18 protein-coding genes are annotated in these 19,573 nt (G+C 60.2%); 12 read left to right on the top strand and 6 right to left on the bottom strand.

Annotation, left to right across the window (positions count from 1 at the left end):
* The first annotated feature begins 374 nt into the window (after positions 1-374).
* The 3 genes from AC6I7Z_RS17455 (at position 375) to AC6I7Z_RS17445 (ending at position 3,917) form a co-directional block, all read left to right on the top strand.
* Complete coding sequence (locus AC6I7Z_RS17455; protein ID WP_497815131.1) at positions 375-1,634, top strand: MFS transporter; 1,260 nt, start codon at positions 375-377, stop codon at positions 1,632-1,634.
* Entirely contained in the window at positions 1,631-2,485 is an 855-nt protein-coding gene (locus tag AC6I7Z_RS17450) for a glucosamine kinase nucleotide-binding domain-containing protein (protein ID WP_497815130.1), read from the top strand. Before AC6I7Z_RS17455 ends, AC6I7Z_RS17450 begins: the two co-directional genes overlap by 4 nt.
* Before the next feature lie 103 nt (positions 2,486-2,588).
* Entirely contained in the window at positions 2,589-3,917 is a 1,329-nt protein-coding gene (locus AC6I7Z_RS17445; protein ID WP_497815129.1) for a glycoside hydrolase family 28 protein, read from the top strand.
* Here AC6I7Z_RS17445 and AC6I7Z_RS17440 read toward each other — a convergent pair.
* Positions 3,914-4,990, bottom strand: a complete 1,077-nt coding sequence (locus AC6I7Z_RS17440; protein ID WP_497815128.1) for a tartrate dehydrogenase — start codon at positions 4,988-4,990, stop codon at positions 3,914-3,916. The genes AC6I7Z_RS17445 and AC6I7Z_RS17440 overlap by 4 nt on opposite strands.
* Positions 4,991-5,076: 86 nt before the next feature.
* Here AC6I7Z_RS17440 and AC6I7Z_RS17435 point away from each other — a divergent pair, with 86 nt between their 5' ends.
* Complete coding sequence (locus tag AC6I7Z_RS17435) at positions 5,077-5,994, top strand: LysR family transcriptional regulator (protein WP_497815127.1); 918 nt, start codon at positions 5,077-5,079, stop codon at positions 5,992-5,994.
* Positions 5,995-6,120: 126 nt separating this feature from the next.
* Positions 6,121-7,212: a YncE family protein gene (locus tag AC6I7Z_RS17430; protein WP_497815126.1), complete on the top strand. Its 1,092-nt coding sequence runs from the start codon at positions 6,121-6,123 to the stop codon at positions 7,210-7,212.
* A 192-nt stretch (positions 7,213-7,404) separates the two neighbouring features.
* On the opposite strand, the gene AC6I7Z_RS17425 is transcribed toward AC6I7Z_RS17430, so the two are convergent.
* The 3 genes from AC6I7Z_RS17425 to AC6I7Z_RS17415 form a co-directional block, all read right to left on the bottom strand.
* Positions 7,405-7,698 (bottom strand): DUF1330 domain-containing protein, encoded by a 294-nt coding sequence (locus tag AC6I7Z_RS17425; RefSeq protein WP_497815125.1) that lies wholly within the window; start codon positions 7,696-7,698, stop codon positions 7,405-7,407.
* Positions 7,699-7,709: 11 nt separating this feature from the next.
* Entirely contained in the window at positions 7,710-8,576 is an 867-nt protein-coding gene (gene yghU / locus AC6I7Z_RS17420; protein WP_497815124.1) for a glutathione-dependent disulfide-bond oxidoreductase, read from the bottom strand.
* An 89-nt stretch (positions 8,577-8,665) separates the two neighbouring features.
* A complete protein-coding gene (locus AC6I7Z_RS17415) occupies positions 8,666-9,685 on the bottom strand; it encodes a LacI family DNA-binding transcriptional regulator (RefSeq protein ID WP_497815123.1) in 1,020 nt (339 codons plus the stop codon).
* 98 nt (positions 9,686-9,783) lie between these two features.
* Between AC6I7Z_RS17415 and AC6I7Z_RS17410 the strand changes: the two genes are divergently transcribed.
* Positions 9,784-10,797, top strand: a complete 1,014-nt coding sequence (locus tag AC6I7Z_RS17410) for a Gfo/Idh/MocA family oxidoreductase (protein ID WP_497815122.1) — start codon at positions 9,784-9,786, stop codon at positions 10,795-10,797.
* Between the two features lie 4 nt (positions 10,798-10,801).
* On the opposite strand, the gene AC6I7Z_RS17405 is transcribed toward AC6I7Z_RS17410, so the two are convergent.
* Both AC6I7Z_RS17405 and AC6I7Z_RS17400 read right to left on the bottom strand, forming a co-directional pair.
* Entirely contained in the window at positions 10,802-11,686 is an 885-nt protein-coding gene (locus AC6I7Z_RS17405) for a sugar phosphate isomerase/epimerase family protein (RefSeq protein ID WP_497815121.1), read from the bottom strand.
* Positions 11,687-11,707: 21 nt separating this feature from the next.
* A complete protein-coding gene (locus AC6I7Z_RS17400) occupies positions 11,708-12,739 on the bottom strand; it encodes a Gfo/Idh/MocA family protein (RefSeq protein ID WP_497815120.1) in 1,032 nt (343 codons plus the stop codon).
* A 341-nt stretch (positions 12,740-13,080) separates the two neighbouring features.
* Between AC6I7Z_RS17400 and AC6I7Z_RS17395 the strand changes: the two genes are divergently transcribed.
* The 6 genes from AC6I7Z_RS17395 to AC6I7Z_RS17370 all read left to right on the top strand — a co-directional run bounded on the left by AC6I7Z_RS17395 (position 13,081) and on the right by AC6I7Z_RS17370 (position 19,493).
* Positions 13,081-14,106: a LacI family DNA-binding transcriptional regulator gene (locus AC6I7Z_RS17395; RefSeq protein ID WP_497815119.1), complete on the top strand. Its 1,026-nt coding sequence runs from the start codon at positions 13,081-13,083 to the stop codon at positions 14,104-14,106.
* Positions 14,107-14,257: 151 nt separating this feature from the next.
* Positions 14,258-15,181 carry a TIM barrel protein gene (locus tag AC6I7Z_RS17390; protein ID WP_497815118.1) on the top strand — a complete coding sequence of 308 codons (924 nt, stop codon included), beginning with the start codon at positions 14,258-14,260 and terminating at the stop codon, positions 15,179-15,181.
* Between the two features lie 10 nt (positions 15,182-15,191).
* A complete protein-coding gene (locus AC6I7Z_RS17385; protein ID WP_497815117.1) occupies positions 15,192-16,361 on the top strand; it encodes a Gfo/Idh/MocA family protein in 1,170 nt (389 codons plus the stop codon).
* Positions 16,362-16,654: 293 nt separating this feature from the next.
* A complete protein-coding gene (locus tag AC6I7Z_RS17380) occupies positions 16,655-17,767 on the top strand; it encodes a DegT/DnrJ/EryC1/StrS family aminotransferase (protein WP_497815116.1) in 1,113 nt (370 codons plus the stop codon).
* A 48-nt stretch (positions 17,768-17,815) separates the two neighbouring features.
* Positions 17,816-18,781, top strand: a complete 966-nt coding sequence (locus tag AC6I7Z_RS17375; protein ID WP_497815115.1) for an ATP-grasp domain-containing protein — start codon at positions 17,816-17,818, stop codon at positions 18,779-18,781.
* Positions 18,774-19,493, top strand: coding sequence for a class I SAM-dependent methyltransferase (locus tag AC6I7Z_RS17370; protein WP_497815114.1), 720 nt, complete (start codon positions 18,774-18,776; stop codon positions 19,491-19,493). The genes AC6I7Z_RS17375 and AC6I7Z_RS17370 overlap by 8 nt, the downstream gene beginning before the upstream one ends.
* Positions 19,494-19,573: the final 80 nt, after the last annotated feature.

The following is a 19,573-nucleotide window of genomic DNA, read 5'->3' as shown; positions in this document are numbered from 1 at the left end:
AGAAAAAGTCGGACAAAATTATAAGTGTTTCTCAAGGTAACGCTCAGGTTACTGCTGGACTCAATATAAAACGGAATTAATAAAGACGTCATCCTTTTTATGCGCCTTGTTGCGCGGCTATTAAGGTGCATCATAAAGTATACTTTAATAATTAAATGGCCCTAATTCTGCCATTTCTGGAAATAAATAGTCTGATAATAGTCAATAATAACCGTGCCTATGTCCGCCGCATTTTAGCGACGCGCTAAAGCACATCCCAGCATTGCCAGCCGACGAGAAATCAAGCACGCTGTGCTGCGCGTTCGCCTGCGCAGATTAAAAAAGAGAGGTTCGCGCTATGACGTGAACCGGCAGAATAATTAACGGGATAAATTATGGATTCTATGGAACAGACAGCGGATGAATCGCTGTTAAAGCATCGGGCGTTTGTCGCGTTCTGGCTGGCACGCACCTGCTCATCGTTTGGTTTTCAGATGTTCTCCGTTGCCATCAGCTGGCAGATTTACGCCATTACTAACAGCGCGATGGCGCTGGGCATTATCGGCCTGATGCAGTTTTTGCCGTCGGTGCTGCTGGCGCTGCCTGCCGGCCATCTGGCCGATCAGCTCGACCGTCGTCGCATCGTGTTGCTGGGCCAGCTGATCGAATGCGCCGCGCTGGTGGCGCTGCTGTTTTTAACCCTGTTCAACTGGGCTGGCAAGATAGAAATCTGGGGACTGGTGTTTCTCATTTCCGTGGCGAAAGCGCTGGAGTGGCCCGCCATTACCTCAATGCTGCCTTCGCTGGTGCCGCCCGCCATCCTCGCGCGCGCCATGGCCTCGACCTCGGTCGGCAGCCAGGCGGCGGTTATCGTCGGCCCTACGCTGGGCGGCCTGCTCTATGTCGCCGGTCCGGACGTGGTTTATGGCGTCTCCGCCGCCTTTTATCTGCTGTCGCTTTTGCTGGTGGCCCGCTTGCGCTATGAGCGTCCGCCGCAGCCGCGTCTGCCGATGAATCTGCCCAATCTGTTCGCCGGCGTGCGTTTTATCCGCGATCGCAAAGATGTGCTCGGCGTTATCTCGCTCGATCTTTTCGCCGTACTGCTCGGCGGCGCGACGGCGCTGCTGCCGATTTTCGCCCAGGATATTCTGCATACCGGTCCCTGGGGACTCGGCCTGCTGCGCGGCGCGCCGTCGGTAGGCGCGCTGCTGGTGGGGCTGTGGCTGAGCCGCAACAAGCTGGAAAAGCATGTCGGCATGATCATGTTCGGCTCGGTGGCGGGATTCGGCATCGCGACGCTGGTGTTCGCGCTCTCTACCCAGCTCTGGCTCTCCCTGCTGGCGCTGGCCGCGCTCGGCGGATTCGATATGGTCAGCATGGTGATCCGCGGCGCGCTGGTGCAGCTCGATACGCCGGACGATATGCGCGGCCGCGTCAACGCGGTTAATGCCATTTTTATCAATACTTCGAACCAGCTCGGCGAGTTCGAATCGGGGATGCTGGCTGCCTGGTTCGGCGCGGTGCCCGCCGCGGCGATTGGCGGCATCGGCACGCTGGTGGTGGTCGGGCTGTGGATGGCGCTATTTCCGCATTTACGTAAGCGGCAGAAGCTGGAAAATGATCCCCAACATGAAGCGACGCGGAATAAAGCATGAGTTCTCTCTACTATCTTGGCATTGACGGCGGCGGCACCCGCTGCCGCGCTCGACTTATCGATGCGCAGGGCAAGGTGCTGGCGCAGGCCGAAGGCGGCCCGGCCAACGTTTTTTCCGCCTGGGACGCCGCGATCGGCACGCTTGACGCGCTGATCGCGCAGATTGCCGACCAGGCGCAGCTGTCCGCCGCACAGATGCGCATTGTCGCCGGCCTGGCGGGAGCGAATGTGCCTTCGGTTCAGCGGCGTCTCGCCGACTGGCGGCCGCGCTGCGCCGCGCTGCGCGTTGTCACCGACGTGGAGATCGCCTGTATCGGCGCGCACGGCGGTGCGCCAGGCGCGGTGTTTATTGTCGGCACGGGCAGCCAGGGCGCCTGCTGGGACGGCGACAGCTTTACGCTGCTCGGCGGCTGGGGTTTCGCGCTTTCCGATCTGGGTTCTGGCGCCGTGCTGGGGCAGCGTGCGCTGCGGCTGGCGCTGCTGGCGCATGAAGCGGTTGTGCCCGCCTCACCGCTGACGCAGCGGCTGATGGCCCGTTTCGCGCAGGATGCGGAAACGCTGCTGCTCTGGTCGCAGCGGGCGACCACCGCCGACTGGGGCAGCGTGGTGCCGGAGGTGTTCGCCGCCGCGCAGCAGGGCGACGCGCACGGCCTGACGCTGGTGCGGCAGAGCGCGGAGGAGATCGCTCTGATGGCGCAGCCGCTGCTGGCGCGTCAGAGCGGCAAGCTGGCGCTGATGGGCGGCCTGGCGCAGCCCATCGAACCTTATCTGCCGGAATCGCTGCGGCGCGTGCTGACGGCGCCGCAGGGCGATGCGCTCAGCGGCGCGCTGACGCTGGCCCGCCTCGGCTGATTTTGCGAGGCGTCTCACAAATCGGCAAGGTGGCGGCCAGATAAAGGTTTCTCCGCGGCGTACGCGCTGAAATAGCGGCTTCTCTCTTATCAGGAGCCGCACGATGCACCTTTCCCTTGCTGATTTTCATCCCGCCGCCGATGGCGAAACCCTGGATACGGCGGTGTTGCAGCGCGCTATCGATCAGATCGCCGCCGCGGGCGGCGGCCGCCTGACGCTGCCCGCCGGGCGTTACCGCAGCGGCTGCCTGAATCTGCCTTCCCATTTTGAGCTGCACCTTGAGGCGGGCGCGGTGCTGCTCGCCAGTCAGCGGCGAGCCGATTATCAGCGATTTCAGACGCTGAGCAGCGCCGAGAAGTCGCATAACGTGCTGCTCTACGCTCTCGGCCAGCGCAATCTGACCATCAGCGGCAAGGGCTGCATCGACGGCGATGGCGAAATCTGGTTTGCCGCCGAGCGCGACGCGCAGGGCTACCGGCTGCCGCGTCCCGATCGGCCGCGCATCATCGTGTTCGAAGCGTGCGAGCAGGTGACGCTGGAGGGGTTTACCATCGTACAGGCGCCGATGTGGACAGTGCATCTGGTGAGCTGCCGCCATGTGCATATCGATCGCCTCACCATCGACAACGCGATGACGATGCCGAACACCGACGCGCTCGATATCGACAGCTGCGAGGCGGTGTTCGTCAGCAACAGCTACCTCAGCGCGGCGGATGACGCCATCTGCATCAAAACCACCCTGAAGCCCGACGCGCTACGCCGCCCCGCACGTCATATCACCATCAGCAACTGCCTGCTGCGCTCTTACAGCTGCGCCTTTAAGATCGGCACCGAAACCTTCGACGATATCGAGGACGTTACCGTGACCAACTGCACCCTGTTTGACTCCAACCGCGGCATCGGCATTCTGTCGCGCGACGGCGGCGCGATGCGGCGGCTGCTCTTCAGCCATCTGACTTTTGTCTGCCACTACGCGCCGCCGTGCCACTGGGGCAAGGCCGATCCGCTGTTTGTGTCGGTGCGTCCGCGCGACCCGGCGGTGCGGCCAGGGCGAGTCGAGCAGCTGCAGTTCACTCAGGCGAGCGGCGAAGCGGAAGGGGCGATCAACCTGCACGCCGCACGGCCTGGCGATATTCGCGACGTGCTGATCGCCGATGTGCAGCTGCGCCAGGTGGTCAGCCGCGATAGCGCGCAAGGGCAGTTTGATATTCGGCCGCCGTGCAATCCCGACGCGCCGACCGGCATGGGGCTGGATAACGCCTATAAGCTCGATCCTGCGACCGGGGAGGCGTTCGGCGTGGAGCGCTATCCCGGCGGCCTGCCCGCGCTTTTCGCGCGCGGCGTCGAGAATCTGCGCTGGCATCACCTGGCGGTTGAGCGGCCGGAACCGCTGCCGCCAGGCTGGAATCCAGAGCTTTTCGCCATCGACTAGGCGCCGAGCGCCGCCGCGATCGCCGCGCCGAGCGCGTCGGTGCTGGCTTCGCCGCCAAGATCGCGCGTCAGGCATTCGCCCTGCGCCAGCGTGCGTTCGATCGCGTCGAGCACCGCGTCGCCCGCCGCTTTATAGCCCAGATGCTCCAGCATCATCGCGCCGCACCAGATCTGGCCGATGGGGTTTGCGACGCCTTTACCGGCGATGTCGGGCGCGGAGCCGTGCACCGGCTCGAACAGGCTGGGGAAGGTGCGATCGGGATTGATGTTGGCCGAGGGCGCGATACCGATGGTGCCGGTGCAGGCCGGGCCGAGATCGGAGAGAATGTCGCCGAACAGATTGCTGGCGACCACCACGTCGAACCAGTCGGGATGCAGCACGAAGTTGGCGGTCAGAATATCGATATGGTACTTGTCGACGCTGACCTGCGGGTAGTGCTCGCCCATCGCCTCGACGCGCTGGTCCCAGTAGGGCATGGTGATAGCGATGCCGTTAGATTTAGTGGCGGAGGTGAGATGCTTTTTCGGGCGGCTGTTGGCCAGCTCGTAGGCGAACTTCAGAATACGGTCGACGCCGATGCGCGTCATCACGGTCTCCTGAATCACCACTTCGCGCTCGGTGCCGGGGAACATAGTGCCGCCGACGCTGGAGTATTCTCCCTCGGTATTTTCACGCACGACGTAAAAGTCGATGTCGCCCGGCTTGCGGTTCGCCAGCGGCGCCTTAACGCCAGGCATTAAACGCACCGGCCGCAGGTTGACGTACTGATCGAACTCGCGACGGAACTGCAGCAGGGATCCCCACAGCGAGACGTGATCCGGCACGATCGCCGGCCAGCCCACCGCGCCAAAATAGATCGCATCGAAGGTTTTTAGCTGCGCGAACCAGTCGTCGGGCAGCATTTTGCCGTGCTGCTGCCAGTATTCGGCGCTGGCGAAGTCAAACCACTCCCAGCGCAGCGCGATGTTGAACTTCTCTGCCGCCGCGTTCATTACGCGAATGCCTTCCGGCATCACCTCTTTACCGATACCGTCGCCGGGGATAACGGCAATACGATGGATTTTTTCAGACACAGGGCACCTCACAGGGTTGATGTTCGAATTGTCCGCGCAGTATAACTTTGCATCACCGGGAAATAATTAGCCTGAAACGCAAGCCAATGTTGAATCAAAGTAAAGAATCCCGCACCTCCACCGACGATCTCGCCTTCTTTGTGCGCATCGCCACCCTCGGCAGCCTGACGGCGGCGGCGCGCGATCTCGGCCTGTCGCTGGCGGCGGTCAGCAAGCGTCTCAGCCAGCTTGAGCGGCGGCTCGGCGTGCAGCTGCTGAAGCGCACCACGCGTCGTCTGGAGCTGACGGCGGAAGGACGGCGCTATCTGGACGGCGCGCGTCCGCTGCTCGACCAGCTGGCGGCGCTGGAAGAGGCGGTGAGCGGCCAGACCGAGGTGCTGCGCGGCACGCTGAATATCAACGCCTCATTCGGCTTTGGCCGCCGCCACGTCGCGCCCTGCGTGTCGGCGTTTGCGGCGCTGCATCCCGAGCTGGCGCTGTCGCTGCAGCTCAGCAGCCAGCCGCTCAATTTTCTCGATGCTAACGTCGATATTGACGTGCGCGTCGGAGAGCCGCCCGATTCGCGGCTGGTGGCGCGTCGGCTGCGCGCCAACCCACGCATTCTCTGCTGTTCGCCCGCCTATGCCGGGCGCTGCGGCCTGCCGGCCGATATCCATGCGCTGGCGCAGCACAACTGCATTTTGCTGCGCCAGCATGAAGGGGATTTCACCCTGTGGCGCTTTGTGAAGGGCAGCGAGAGCGTCAGCCAGAAGGTGCGCGGCAGCCTGCTCACCAACGACGGCGAGGTGGCGATGCGCATGGCGCTGGACGGTCACGGCATCCTGCTGCGCTCGTGGTGGGATGCGCGGCACGCCGTTGAGCGCGGCGATCTGCTGCACGTGCTCCCCGAATGGCAGGCGCCCGACGGCGATATTTTCGCGGTATGGCAGGCGCAGCGGCAGCTACCCGCGCGCATTACCGCCTTCGTGGATTTTTTACAGGCGCGCTTGAAGCAGGAGGCGTAAAGGGCGCCGCCGCAGCGAGCAACATTTACACCTTGATTGTTAATGAGTATGATTCTCATTCTTTTTGAGCGCCAGCTGCGGCAGCTGAGCCAGGCGGCGGCGCATCATTTCCCAAGGGAGTCATGCATGAAATCTCTGTTCAGTCCGCGCAATGCCGCGCTTGCTCTGGCGGTTGCCGCCGCTTTCGGCCTGACGGCCTGTCAGGCGCCGGCGAAAAAAGCCGAGGCGCCGGCCGCTGCTGCCGCCGCACAGCCTGCCGCCTCTGCGGTGAAACAGCGCGAACTCGGCTTCGGCCTGTATGAGATGGCGTACGTGCCGGGCGCCAACGCGCTTTACGTCGCCAGCGCCGACGCCTTTAAGGATGTCAGCGGCGGCGTGATCTACCGCCTCGATCCCGCCACGCTGGAGACCACCGGCAAGGGCTACACCGATCTGAAAAACTTCGGCATGACCATGAGCGAAGACGGCAGCGTGCTTTACGTCACTAACTCGCTCGACGGCGGCGTCTCGAAGATCGATCCGGTGAAAGGCAAAGTGCTGGCGCGTACCCTGTTCAGCGAGCGCAACGAGAAGGGCTTCCCGTTCGGCGCGCGCGAGATTTTCCTGCATAACGACCAGCTCTATATCGGCGGCGTGGGCGATCCGGGCGTGATCTGGGTGGTAGACGCGCAGACCATGAAGCTGAAGACGCGCATCAAAAACGCCGGCAAATGGGTCACCGGCATCATCTATTCGCCGCTCACCGATCGCATTTACGCCGCGAACGGCGGCGGCGAGATCCTGGTGATCAATCCGCGCAGCCATAAGATCGAGAAGCGTCTGACCCCAGGCGACGGCAAAGCCTATCTGCTGCTGAATATGGCGGAAGATCCGGCGACGGGCCGCCTGTTTGTCACCGACAATTCGAAAGCGAAAACCACGCTGGTGTTCGATGAGCGCAGCGGCAAGGTGATCAAACGCATCGACGGCGACGCGCTGGGCATTAAATTCAACGCGAAGCGCAACGAGATCTATATCAGCCAGCGTGAGTCGCAGAAGGTGCTGCAGCTTGACGCCACCACCTATGCGGTGAAAAACAGCTGGTCGTTCGAGGGGCATCCCAACAGCCTGCTGGTGACGCCGGATGGTCAGACGCTCTACGTCACTATTAAGCAGGGCTTCAATAAAGACCACAGCAGCAAAGGGCCAGACAGCGTGGCGCGCATTCAGCTGAATTAAAAAGAGAGGGACGCCGAACGGCGTCCCTGGGAGCAGGCGGCGGGTGGCATAGTCCGATCGCAAAGTCGCTCAAGGCATCCCTGCTCGCTCGGCCCGCGACATCCTTGTCGCGGGACGCTTTGCTCTTCGGCCCATGCCACCCGCCGCTTCGACACCGGCGCTGTCTGAGGACGCCGAACGGCGTCCCTTTTATTACTGCTCGACGCCCTGCACCAGCACCACGCGGTACTCCGCGCCTTTCAGGCGGTGCTGTTTCGCTTCCTGATATTCCGGGCTGTCATACCAGCCGTGCGCCGCTTCTACCGTCGGGAACTCCAGCACGACAACGCCGTCCGCTTCCGGCCCTTCCAGCGTCTCCAGCGCACCATAAAACGCCAGCGGCGTCATCGGGTGGTCGCCGCGCGCTTTGCCCGCCTTTTCGCCATAAACAGCGAACTCTTCAGGGTTAGTAATTTTGTCGCGAATAAAGATGACATATGCGCTCATTGTTGGCTCCTTTACGCCTGGCGTTTATCTTCGGTGTTGGTGTCAAAATCGGATGCGTCGTGGCGCTCGTGCAGCTGATCGGCCGGATCGCCCATCACGCGGTTCACTTTGCGCCCGCGGATCACCGCCGGACGTTCCGCAATCTCCTGCGCCCAGCGCGCCACATTTTTGTAGGATTTCGCGTCGAGGAACTCGGTCGCGCCATACTGGTTGCTCAGCACCAGGCCGCCGAACCAGGGCCAGGTGGCGATATCGGCGATGGTGTAGGCGTCGCCGCCCAGGAAGCGGCTCTCCGCCAGACGGCGATCGAGCACGTCGAGCAGGCGCTTGGTCTCCAGCGTATAGCGGTTAATGGCGTATTCGATTTTCTCCGGCGCGTAGTGGTAGAAGTGGCCGAAACCGCCGCCGACGAAGGGCGCGGCGCCCTGCAGCCAGAAAAGCCAGTTCAGGGCTTCGGTACGGCCCGCCGGATCGTCCGGCAGGAAATGACCGAACTTGTCCGCCAGATAGAGCAGAATACTGCCGGATTCGAACACGCGCAGCGGCGGGTTCACCGAATGGTCGCTGAGCGCCGGGATCTTGGAGTTAGGGTTGATATCAACAAAGCCGCTGCCGAACTGGTCGCCGTCGCCGATGCGGATCAGCCAGGCGTCATACTCCGCCTCTTTGACGCCGACCGCCAGCAGCTCCTCCAGCAGAATGGTCACTTTCTGGCCGTTGGGCGTGCCGAGCGAGTAGAGCTGCAGCGGATGTTTGCCGACCGGCAGCGCTTTTTCATGGGTCGCGCCTGCGATGGGACGGTTGGTTTTTGCGCCGTTGCCTTTGGCTTCCGGATCCCATTTCCAGACTGTTGCGGGCTGATAACTGTTTTCCGACATAGTGTGGGTTCGCCTTGTTGATGAGAATGTGTCAGACGTCTCTGAGTGTAGCAGGGCGAATAATCGCGGTTTAACCCTGCTGGCGTTTGCTAATCGACGTTCTCCTGGGTGTAGAGCATAAAGTCGACGCGCCCATCCTCATAAGTGGAAAAATCGCCGCCTTTTTCCAGCTTCTGCAACAGCAGGTTCAGCGCCAGCTGGGCGTGGCGCTGGGTATTCTGATCGAGCGTTAAGGTCAGCGTGCGCTGCTGTAGCAGGCGGCGCGTAGTGGCGTAAAGCTCATGCGTAATGTAAACCACCTCGCGTTCGCGGCGGTGGCGCGCCAGCGCCTCGGAGATCTCCCGGTTGCCAAGGCCGGTATTGTAGATGCCGACAATTGACGAGGAGGTCACCAGCGCCTTTTCCAGCAGCTTGCTGATGCGCCTGCGATCCTCCAGGCCGGCCAGCGCTTCGCGCAGCGCCAGATGGGGAAAGCGCTGCTGCAGCACGTCGCGGAATCCCTCGATGCGCTGACGGTGCGCGCGATAGTCGACGCGGCCGCTGATCATCAGCACCTCGCCCGCGCGCGCCAGCATGCTGCCCATCATCAGCCCGGCGGTGCGTCCGGCCTGCAGCTGATTGATGCCTACGTGCAGCAGACGATCGGCGTCGGGCAGATCGGAAACCAGGGTGATCACCGGCACGCCGCGCGCCTTGCAGTCGCTCAGCGCCTGATAAATCGCGGGATGTTCATGCGCGAAGAGTATCAGCCCGTCCATTCTGCGGCTGCTGGCGAGAATATGCGCCGCCAGCTTTTCGGGCGCGTTCTCGGCGATAAAGGTGCGCTGCAGGCGCAGACGGCGATAGCCGAGCGCGTCGGCCAGCTGCTGAAAATCCTGCGCCAGCTGCTGAAAGAAAAAGGCGTCGGCGCTGCTGAGGATCACTTCGATTTGCCACGGCTGGCGATGCTCTTCCGGCAAAATGCGGTTAAGCCCCGCCGCGCGCGCCGCCTCCAGCACCTTTCTGGTCATCGCTGGCGACACGCCGCCGCGATCGTTAAGCACCCGGTCTACGGTCGCCACGCCGACGCCAGCGGCGTGCGCCAGCTTACTGAGCGTTATTCGCTTCATGCTGAGTGAATTCCATCAATTTCTGCGTTCAGCCAGCCTGACAGAACGGGCTATTTTGACAAGGTCAGCTATCCCGAACTGTGAAGAGGAGATCGCAAATGCCCCCTGTAACTCAACGCGTTGCCCTGATCGGCAGCGGTTTTATCGGCCAGGTGCACGCCGCAAATCTGGCGGCGCATCCAGGCGCTCAGCTGGCGCTGGTGTGCGACCTCGACGCGGCGCGCGCCGAGGCGCTGGCGCAGCGGTATAGCGCGCGCGCAGGGCGCGTCAGCGAGGCGCTGAATCGCGACGATATCGATATGGTGCTGATCGCCAGCTCGACGCCGACGCACGCCGATTTTCTGGCGCAGGCGGCAAACGCCGGCAAGGCGGTCTACTGCGAAAAGCCCATCGATCTGTCGCTGGCGAAGGCGCGCGCGGTGGTAGAGAGCCTGGCGCCGCTGAAGGTGCCGGTCACCGTCGGCTTTAACCGCCGCTTCGACCGCAGCCACCAGCAGCTGAAGCAGCAGCTTCAGCAGGGCGCCATCGGCGCGCCGGAGCTGATCCAGATGGTGTGTCGCGCCTCTGAGATGCCGCCCCTCGACTATCTGCGCGCGTCGGGCGGACAGATGCGCGATCAGGCGATCCACTTTTTCGATCTGCTGCGTTTTCTGACCGGCGACGAGGTTGAAACGGTCGGCGCGCTGGGTGCGGCGCTGGCGCAGCCTGCGCTGCGCGATTTCGGCGATGTCGACACCTCGGTGCTGATGATGCGGCTGACGCGCGGCGCGCTGGCGCAGCTCGATAACACCCGCCGTACCGCATACGGCTATGACGAGCGCATCAGCGTGGTGGGATCGCAAGGCATGCTGGCGTCGGAGCCGCAGGCGATGCGCGGCGCGACGCTCTATCAGCAAAGCGGCATCACTCAGCCCGGCCTGTTCCCGGACTGGTTCAGCCGCGTGCGCGACACTTACTATGCTCAGCTGGACGCCTTCCTGCGCCATCTCGGCGGCGAAGCGGTGGCGGATCTGCCTGGCCTGATGGATGGCCTGCAGGCGCAGGCGATTGCCGAAGCGGCGTGCGAGTCGCTGACCAGCGGACGCTTCGTTCAGGTCGAGCGGCTGGCATAGTCTCTTATCGGCTCAGCAGCTCACGCTCGATCAGCTCGCGCGTCTCGACCGCCTGCGTCTTCATCTTCTCCGGATAGCCGAACAGGGCGGAGGCGATAATGGATTCGCCGCCCACTTTATAGGTGCGGTTGGCGAAGTCCATCTCGCGCAGCGTCTGGAACAGCGTGTCAAAATCGACCTCGCCTTCGCCGACGCCGACGTGCTGGTGGATAGTGGCGTCCACGCCCGGCGGGTTAACAATATAGCGGCAGTGTTTGGTGTGGTTCATGGTATCGGCGATCAGCACGTGGGAAAGATCTTCGCCGGCATACTCCAGCATCGGCCGCACGTCGCCTTTGCCGTTGTCGTAGAAAAAGGTGTGCGGCACGCTGTAAACATATTTCACGTTGTCGCTGCGAAACGACTTCACCATATCGGCGGTTTCGTTGCTGTTCTCGCAAAAATCCCACGGATGCGACTGAATTTCGACGCGGATATTCTCGCGTTCGAACAGGGGCAGCAGCTCTTCCATTGAGCGGTAGAACATCTCTTCGCAGATCTCCGGCTCGTTAGGGTTGCCGGAGAGTTCGGTGTTGATCACCTGCACGCCCATCTCTACCGCAATCTCAATCATGCGCTTCCAGTTTTTCACCGCCGCCTGGCGACGCAGCTCGTCCGGGCCGGACCAGCGATAGACCACTATAAACGACGAAATCTCTACGCCGGTGGCGTTCAGCGCGTTTTTATATTCGCGCATAATTTCGCGGCTGGCCTTGGGGTGCTTGTAGAACGGGTTGATCTGAGGATGGGGCGACTGCTCGATATAGTGGTATCCCCATTCGGCCACCTGATGCACCATGCGGGTAATGCCCATATCTCTGATTACATCCACGTCAAAAGCGATTTTCATCTTTACGACTCCTGGCTTGAGTTAGCGTTCTTCGTTGAATACCACGCCGATCTGCCGACGTACTTCATCCATCGCGCGCAGCGTCAGCAGCGAGGTCGCCAGCGAGCGGATCGGCGAGTCCGTCAGACTCTGGCCGACGCACCAGGCGAAGTGGTCAATCTCATGGCTGAGCTGCTGGTAGCGATTCGCCGGCTCTTCCCAGTGCAGCGTGCGGCGCTTATCGCTGGAGACCAGGCGAAAGTTGCCCGGCGCATAGAACTGGCCGTCGAGGTAGAGCGTCGCGTCGCGTCCCGCGATCGCCGCCGCGCCCGGCGTATTGCTGAACAGCGTGGTGTGCAGCACCGACTGCATGCCGCCTTTGTGAGTAAAAAGCATGGCGGTCTGGCCGTTGACGCCGCCTGGCGCAGGCTCGCCCTGAGCAAGGATGCGCTCGGGCGCGCCGCCGACCAGAATGCTGAAAGCGACCAGATAGCTGCCGAGATCGAGCATCGGCCCGCCGGCAAGATCGGGATTGAAAATGCGGTGATCCGGGGTAAAAAACTCGCCGTGATCGGCGATCAGGCTGTGCACCTCGCCCAGCGCGCCGTCCGCCAGCAGCTGGCGGATAACGTCATACTTCGGCGCGAAGTCGCACCACATCGCCTCCATGCAGAGCCGCTGCGCCTGCTGCGCCGCCTGCTGCAGTGCCGCGCCCTGCTGCGCATTGAGCGCCAGCGGCTTTTCAATCAGCACATGTTTCCCCGCCTGCAGCGCGCGCAGGCCGTCGGGGAAATGGTGGTTATGCGGCGTAGCGATATAGATCGCGTCGACGTCATCGCGCGCCAGCAGGGCGTCAATGCCGCCGCACGCATGGGGAATCGACCATTTGTCGGCGAACGCCTGCGCCTTGTCAACGCTGCGCGATGAAACCGCGGTCAGCTGCTGATGGGTGTGATGACATAAGGCGCTGGCGAAGCGATCGGCGATCCAGCCAGGGCCGACAATGCCCCAGCGCAGCGCTGGGATCTGGCGCGCATCGGGCAGGCGCGGAGCAGGCAGGGTAGAGATAAACATAACAACTCCATGCTTATTAGTTTGTTAATGGCCAGCTGCGGCGTGCCGCCGCCTCCGTCAGGCTTTCACTATAGAAAGCCTGAGGCTGCCCTCTCTAACCTTTTGCTGATGGAATTCCATCAGCCTTTCCGCGGGCGGATTGAGGAAAATTTCTAGCAAATGTTTTTTCCGAATGAAAATCATTTGGGAATAAATATTTCGTTATGCGAAGAGGATCAAATTTATGCGCGCGCTGTTTTATCAAAAAGTTCTGGCAGGCGCGCTTGAGCGGTTAGGATAGCGACAGCGCGAGGTCGCTCGCGGTCGGGCAAAGGCGTTACCGCCACAGGAGGCAACAGAGAATGACGAAAGTGACCATGAGCGCGATCGCGCGCGAAGCGGGGGTCGGCGTGGCGACGGTGGATCGCGTGCTGAATCAGCGCGCCCCGGTGCGCGGCGCAACCGAACAAAAGGTGCTGGCGGCGGCCAGCCGGTTAGGCTATCGCCATACGCAATCCCGGCTGCTGCATCCCGGCGCGCCGCCGACGGCGGCGCTGCGCATGGGATTTCTGCTGCTTTCCACCGACTATTCGCTCTACCGGCAGCTGAGCGAGGCGCTGCGTGAGCAAGCCATGCCGCACCATCCCGTCGGCGTCGAGCCGCTTTTCGTCACCCACGGCATCGACGAGGTTGAGCAGGCGGCGCAATCGCTGCGCGCGCTGGCGACGCGCGTCGATGTGATTGGCGTGGTGGCGCTCGACCATCCGCTGATCCGCCATGCCATTCAGGCGGTATCGCAGCAGGGCGTGCGGGTCTACGCGCTCTTCTCCGACTTTTCGCCCTGCGGCCAGGCGGGCTATATCGGGGTGGATAATCAGAAGGCGGGGCGCACCGCCGCCTGGATGGCGCAGCATCTGCTGCGTCGCCCCGGCAGCGTCGGCGTGCTGCTCGGCGACCACCGCTTTACCTGCCAGGAGAGCTGCGAAATCAGCTTTCGCTCCGGGATGCGGGAATATGGGGCGACGCAGCGCGTGCTCGAGCCGCTCAACACCCGGGAAAGCGTTGAAGGCGGCTATCGCGCCGCGCAGGCGCTGCTGGACGGCCACCCCGATTTGCAGCTGATCTATGCGCCGTGCGGCGGCATTGAAGGCGTGGTGCGCGCGCTGCGCGAACAGGCGCAGCGCAGGGTCATGCTGGTGTGTCACGGGCCGGTGCAGGAGGGCGAACTGGCCCTTATCGACGGCAGCATCACCCTGATGCTGCGTCATAACATCGAGACAATGGCCGCCGCCGTGGTGCGGCTTTGCACCGAGCGCCAGAGCGAGCGCGACGCGCGCTATGAGCAGGTCATTCTGCCTTTCGAGATTATCACCAGGGAAAATATGTAAATCAGTGAGTTACTGATTTAAATGATAATTTTCTATCATTTCCATGATAAAAATAACCATGATCGCTATCAAAGAATAAAACTTCCACCGTTGTCTGGTATGGAAAATATGTTCGATACTCGCGGCAAATATGCACGCCTGGAGAGCTATCGTGACCATCCGTATCGCCAACGCGCCCTGTAGCTGGGGCGTCGATAATCCCGACAACCCCTTTCTGCCGCCGTGGCAGACCGTGCTGCGCGAAGCGGCGCAGGCGGGCTACCGCAGCATCGAGCTGGGCCCGTGGCGCTATCTGCCCAGCGACCCTGACGAACTCAGCCGCGCCCTGAACCAGCACGGCCTGTCGATCGTCGCCGCCACGCTGTTCGACGATCTGGTCAGCGAGGCCCATTTTCCATCGATGGTCGAGCTGACGCACAAGCTGTGCCGTACCCTGTCCCGCATTCCCACCGCTGAAAAAATTCATGGCGACAACGCGCCCGCGCCCTATCTGGTGATCATCGACTTCGGCAACCCTGAGCGCGCCCGGCTGGCCGGTCAGTTCGAACGCGCGCCGCGCCTCGGTGCGGCTGACTGGCAGCGCCTGATGCGGCATATCACGCAAATCAGCGAGATCGCCTGGCGCGACTACGGCGTACGGCCGGTGATCCATCCGCACGCGGGCGGCTGCATCGAGTTCGCCGACGAACTGGCGCAGCTGGCGCAGGATATTCCGCATGAGGTCGCCGGGCTCTGCCTCGATACGGGCCATCTTTACTATGCGGGCATGGATCCCATCGCCGCGCTGCGCCACTACTGGCGCCGCATCGACTATCTCCACTTCAAAGACGTCAACGATGCGGTCTGGCGCGATGTGCTGGCGCGCGGCCTCGACTTCTTTAGCGCCTGCGCCGAAGGGGTGATGTGCCCTATCGGGCAGGGCGCGATCGACTATCCGGCGGTGCGCGCCTTTCTGGCCGAACAGGGCTATCAGGGCTGGATCACGCTGGAACAGGAGCGCGATCCGCGCCAGGCCGACACCAGCCTGCGCGACGTCAGCGCCAGCCTGAGCTATCTCAAATCCGTGGGTTTTTAAGGAGAAGACGATGATTAACGGTACAAAAGCGGTAGATCGCGCCCTGCGCTGGGGCATGGTCGGCGGCGGCGGCACCAGCCAGATCGGCTATATTCACCGCTCGGCGGCGCTGCGCGACGGCAACTTTCAGTTGCTGGCGGGCGCGTTCGATATCGATGCCGAGCGCGCCCGCGCCTTCGGCACCTCGCTGGGCGTCGCGGCCGAACGCTGCTATCCCGACTATGAGACGCTGTTCGCCGCCGAAGCGGCGCGCGAGGACGGCATCGAAGCGGTTTCCGTCGCCACGCCCAATAATACCCACTTCGCCATCTGCCGCGCGGCGCTCAACGCCGGGCTGCACGTGGTCTGTGAAAAGCCGCTCTGCTTTACCACCCAGCAGGCGGACGAGCTGGAACGGCTCTGCGCGGAGAAAAACAGGCTGATCGGCGTGACCTACGGCTATGCCGGCCATCAGCTGATCCAGCAGGCGCGGGAGATGATTGCGCAGGGAATGCTGGGTGAGATCCGCATCGTCAACATGCAATTCGCCCACGGCTTTCACCACGAGGCGGTAGAGCTGCAAAATCCCAGCACGCGCTGGCGCGTCGATCCCCGCTTCGTCGGCCCCAGCTATGTGCTGGGCGATCTGGCGACCCATCCGCTGTTCCTTGCCGAGACCATGGCGCCGCAGCTAAAGATCAAACGGCTGCTCTGCGCCCGCCAGAGTTTTGTCGCCACGCGCGCGCCGCTGGAGGATAACGCGTTTGTGATGATGGAGTATGACAACGGCGCGGTCGGCACGCTCTGGGCCTCGGCGGTGAACTGCGGGTCGATGCACGGCCAGAAAATCCGCATCGTCGGCGCGAAGGCGAGCCTGGAGTGGTGGGATGAGCAGCCCAACCAGCTGCGCTACGAGGTGCAGGGCGAACCGGTGCGCATTCTTGAGCGCGGCATGCCTTATCTGGCGCCGCGCGCGCTGGAAGAGGACCGCATCGGCGGCGGCCATACCGAAGGACTGTTCGACGCCTGGTCGAATCTCTATCGCCGCTTCGCGCAGGCGTTCGCCGCCAGCGATCGCGGCGACGTCGACTTCCTGCAAAGCTTCTGGTATCCCGACGTCCATGCCGGGCTGGCGGGCGTACGCTGGGTGGAACAGTGCGTCAAATCGGCGGAGGCGGGCGCGGTCTGGGTCGAGTGTTAGCGACCTCCTGACAGATTTATCAACCGCGCCCGACAGGCAGCGCAGGCGAGGCTGCGCTGCCTGTAGAGAGAGAGCAGACAGGAAAGGGGCGCCAGGCGCGGCAGATCTGAACGGGCTTTAACCCTAAATCAGCAAACCTTATCCCGGTGGGTTATTAATCTTAGTAGGCTTATTAGTGTCATTTGTTTGGCATTTTGATTGCCGCGACTGTTTGTTATAGTTTGAACCGCAGCGAAAGGAAAAATTAAAGCAGTAAACTGGCTGACAGTTATTTCGTTAATAATGGCAAAGGCATGAGTAATAAAAATCCTGTTTATGTGACCAGCCCTTTGCTACCGCCATTAGCTGATTTCATTCCTTATCTTGACGCCATCTGGCAGAACAAATGGCTAACCAATAACGGCCCGTTTCATCGTCTGCTGGAAGAGGCGCTGCAAGACTATTTAGGATGCCCCTATATTTCCCTTTTTTCCAGCGGAACACAGGCATTACTCTGCGCTATTCGGGCACTCGAACTCACCGGCGAAGTTATTACTACTCCTTATTCTTTTGTCGCTACGTCGCACTCGCTGATGTGGAACGGATTGACGCCTGTTTTTGTCGATATTGATCCCAGCACGGGAAATCTCGATCCTGACAAAATTGAACAGGCCATTACGACTGAAACCACTGCAATCATGCCCGTTCACTGCTACGGCATTCCCGCTGACGTTGATCGTATTAATATGCTGGCGAAAAATCGCGGGTTAAAGGTAATTTACGATGCAGCGCACGCCTTCGGCGTGCAAAAAAAGGGTGTTTCTGTTTTGAATCAGGGGGATTTTTCTGTCCTGAGCTTTCATGCCACTAAAGTATTTAATACTTTTGAAGGTGGCGCGATCGTTTGCCCGGATGCGGAAAGTAAAAGGCGCGTTGAGCATATTAAAAACTTTGGTTTTTCCGATGAAGTCACCGTAGATGCGGTGGGTATTAACGGCAAAATGAGTGAAATACAGGCTGCTTTTGGCCTGTTGCAGCTTCAGCATATCGATCGGGCGCTTGGGCAACGCAGGGAAATTCATCAGCGCTATTGGCAGATGCTGCAACCCGTCGCCGGTTTAGAGATGGTGACGCCGGACCCGCAGCTCAGCTGGAATTATGCCTACTTTCCGTTGTTTATCGGCGCTGATTTTCCTTGCAGTCGGGACGCGCTTTATCAGCGGTTAAAGAACGCGGGCATTATGGTTCGCCGCTATTTTTACCCGCTGATTAGCGACTTCCCTGTGTATGCCGGGTTTAACAGCGCCAGAGCAGAAAATCTGCCGGTCGCGCAAGCGATGGCGCAAAAGGTGCTCTGTTTGCCGATGTATGCGGGCCTGACGCAGCAGGAGCAGCAGCGGGTAATTGACGTGATTTTGTCGGTATAAAGCAGCCCGCATTTTGTCCGTGATAAGGCTAATATAAAAAATAACCGTATGAATATACTCGTCACAGCCATCGGTTCGCTATCAGCTTCTGCCGTGATTAATCGTCTGAGGCAGGCGGGCCATAACGTGGTTGGATGTGATATTTATCCGCACTCATGGATTTGGAATTCAGCGCTGGTTAGCCGGTGCTATCGTGCGCCCCAGTTAGATGATAAAGAAGCCTATATTGATTTTATTTCGACATGCTGTGAAGAAGAGCGGCTTGATCTGATTATTCCCCTGACCGATCCTGAAGTTGATCTGTTATCAGCACAGCGTAACCGCTTTAGGTCCAGAGTAACGCTGGCTATCCCTGATAGCCATACTGTGCTTCTCGCACGTAATAAACTTTTATGGTACCAGAATTTTTTGCCGGAACCTGACATTCGCCTGATACCTACCTTCGCCCTTGATGAGTATGCCGCTAATAGCAAAAAATTCCCGCTGATTATAAAACCCTGTAAAGGACGAAGCAGCCAGGGCATACAGGTAATTAATACCACAGCTGAGTTAGCCTGCTTGCAGCAGATGCTTGCTGGACAAGAGTATCTTGTTCAGCCGCTATTAAGCGGTGAGGTTTATGTTGTCGATATTGTCCGGCACCATTTATCTGGTCAAAGTGTATGTATTGCCCGTAAGGAACTGCTGCGTACCGTTAACGGGGCAGGTCTTACCGTGCAGCTTTGCCAGGAACCCGACTTAATTAAACAGGCGCTGAAGGTGGCGGCGCGACTTAATCTGAATGGATGCATTAATCTGGAATTTTTGAAAACAGACGAGGGCTTTCATCTTATGGATATTAATCCTCGCTTTTCTGCCGGTGTGGAATTTTCCCTGATGGCAGGCTACGACATGGTTCTTAATCATTTGCGCTGTTTTGGTCATAAAAAATTGTTGCCGATGCGCGAGGTTTCCGACCGTATTTTCACCCGACATTATGTAGTATCAGAATATATTCAGGATAAGTATGAATGAAACGCAAAAGCCCGTCAGGGAACTGACGACGGCCGATAGCTGGGACGAAAAATGGAGCCAAATATTCGACCATTACCAGAAAGATACTCGCCATGCCTATTACATCGACGCCATACGCTGCCGAAAAGAAAAACGTATTCTTGAAATCGCCGCCGGCAGTTTCCGGGATATTAGCAGGCTGAATAAATCAGGCGTGGAAGGATATGGAGTAGACTTTTCTGCTGAAGCGGTCGCGCTGGCTAAAGAGTATTACCCCCGTATAGCCGAACATTTTAAAACTATGGATGCCTTTAACCTTGACTACCCAGATAAATTTTTTGATCTAACCTATCACAATGGCTTTTGGGTGTTGTTTGATGATGAATCTATTCTCACACTCGCCAAAGAGCAGGCGCGCGTGACGCAGCGGCGAATGATTGCCACGGTCCATAATGCGCACAATAAGTCATTCAGGGAATATTTTGAGCGCCAGGCCGCGGTGGATCCGCTTTTCAATATCCGCTTCTTTGAGCGTGATGAAATTAGCGCGCTTATGGAAAGCGTCTGTTCCAGCGTCACCGTTATACCGGTTGGCAAAGCCAAAAAAAGCCATGAAGACTGGCTGATCCGAAAAGGGCTGGGCCATCCGGCGCTCCTGCGCGCTTGTTTCAACCTTTCCGGTCAGCGTCTGCTCGATAAAAGTGAACGCTTGCTCTGTATTGGAGAGCTGTAATCCCCGAATTTGGCTTCTCTCTACGCCTTGCAAACGGATTGAAAAAGCAAATCGCCTGGCTTATTTTGCATGAAAGGACA

Source organism: Pantoea sp. X-Soil-MYKO-1289 (assembly GCF_059730625.1).
Note: the sequence above shows the minus strand (reverse complement) of the source record. Positions and strands in the feature narration are given on the sequence as shown.

Coding starts and splice junctions, on each gene's coding strand:
- AC6I7Z_RS17450 (WP_497815130.1), top strand. CDS start 1,631: ATGAGTTCTCTCTACTATCTTGGCATTGACGGCGGCGGCACCCGCTGC.
- AC6I7Z_RS17430 (WP_497815126.1), top strand. CDS start 6,121: ATGAAATCTCTGTTCAGTCCGCGCAATGCCGCGCTTGCTCTGGCGGTT.
- AC6I7Z_RS17410 (WP_497815122.1), top strand. CDS start 9,784: ATGCCCCCTGTAACTCAACGCGTTGCCCTGATCGGCAGCGGTTTTATC.
- AC6I7Z_RS17415 (WP_497815123.1), bottom strand. CDS start 9,685: ATGAAGCGAATAACGCTCAGTAAGCTGGCGCACGCCGCTGGCGTCGGC.
- AC6I7Z_RS17370 (WP_497815114.1), top strand. CDS start 18,774: ATGAATGAAACGCAAAAGCCCGTCAGGGAACTGACGACGGCCGATAGC.
- AC6I7Z_RS17455 (WP_497815131.1), top strand. CDS start 375: ATGGATTCTATGGAACAGACAGCGGATGAATCGCTGTTAAAGCATCGG.
- AC6I7Z_RS17395 (WP_497815119.1), top strand. CDS start 13,081: ATGACGAAAGTGACCATGAGCGCGATCGCGCGCGAAGCGGGGGTCGGC.
- AC6I7Z_RS17385 (WP_497815117.1), top strand. CDS start 15,192: ATGATTAACGGTACAAAAGCGGTAGATCGCGCCCTGCGCTGGGGCATG.
- AC6I7Z_RS17400 (WP_497815120.1), bottom strand. CDS start 12,739: ATGTTTATCTCTACCCTGCCTGCTCCGCGCCTGCCCGATGCGCGCCAG.
- AC6I7Z_RS17445 (WP_497815129.1), top strand. CDS start 2,589: ATGCACCTTTCCCTTGCTGATTTTCATCCCGCCGCCGATGGCGAAACC.
- AC6I7Z_RS17380 (WP_497815116.1), top strand. CDS start 16,655: ATGAGTAATAAAAATCCTGTTTATGTGACCAGCCCTTTGCTACCGCCA.
- yghU (WP_497815124.1), bottom strand. CDS start 8,576: ATGTCGGAAAACAGTTATCAGCCCGCAACAGTCTGGAAATGGGATCCG.
- AC6I7Z_RS17435 (WP_497815127.1), top strand. CDS start 5,077: ATGTTGAATCAAAGTAAAGAATCCCGCACCTCCACCGACGATCTCGCC.
- AC6I7Z_RS17405 (WP_497815121.1), bottom strand. CDS start 11,686: ATGAAAATCGCTTTTGACGTGGATGTAATCAGAGATATGGGCATTACC.
- AC6I7Z_RS17425 (WP_497815125.1), bottom strand. CDS start 7,698: ATGAGCGCATATGTCATCTTTATTCGCGACAAAATTACTAACCCTGAA.
- AC6I7Z_RS17375 (WP_497815115.1), top strand. CDS start 17,816: ATGAATATACTCGTCACAGCCATCGGTTCGCTATCAGCTTCTGCCGTG.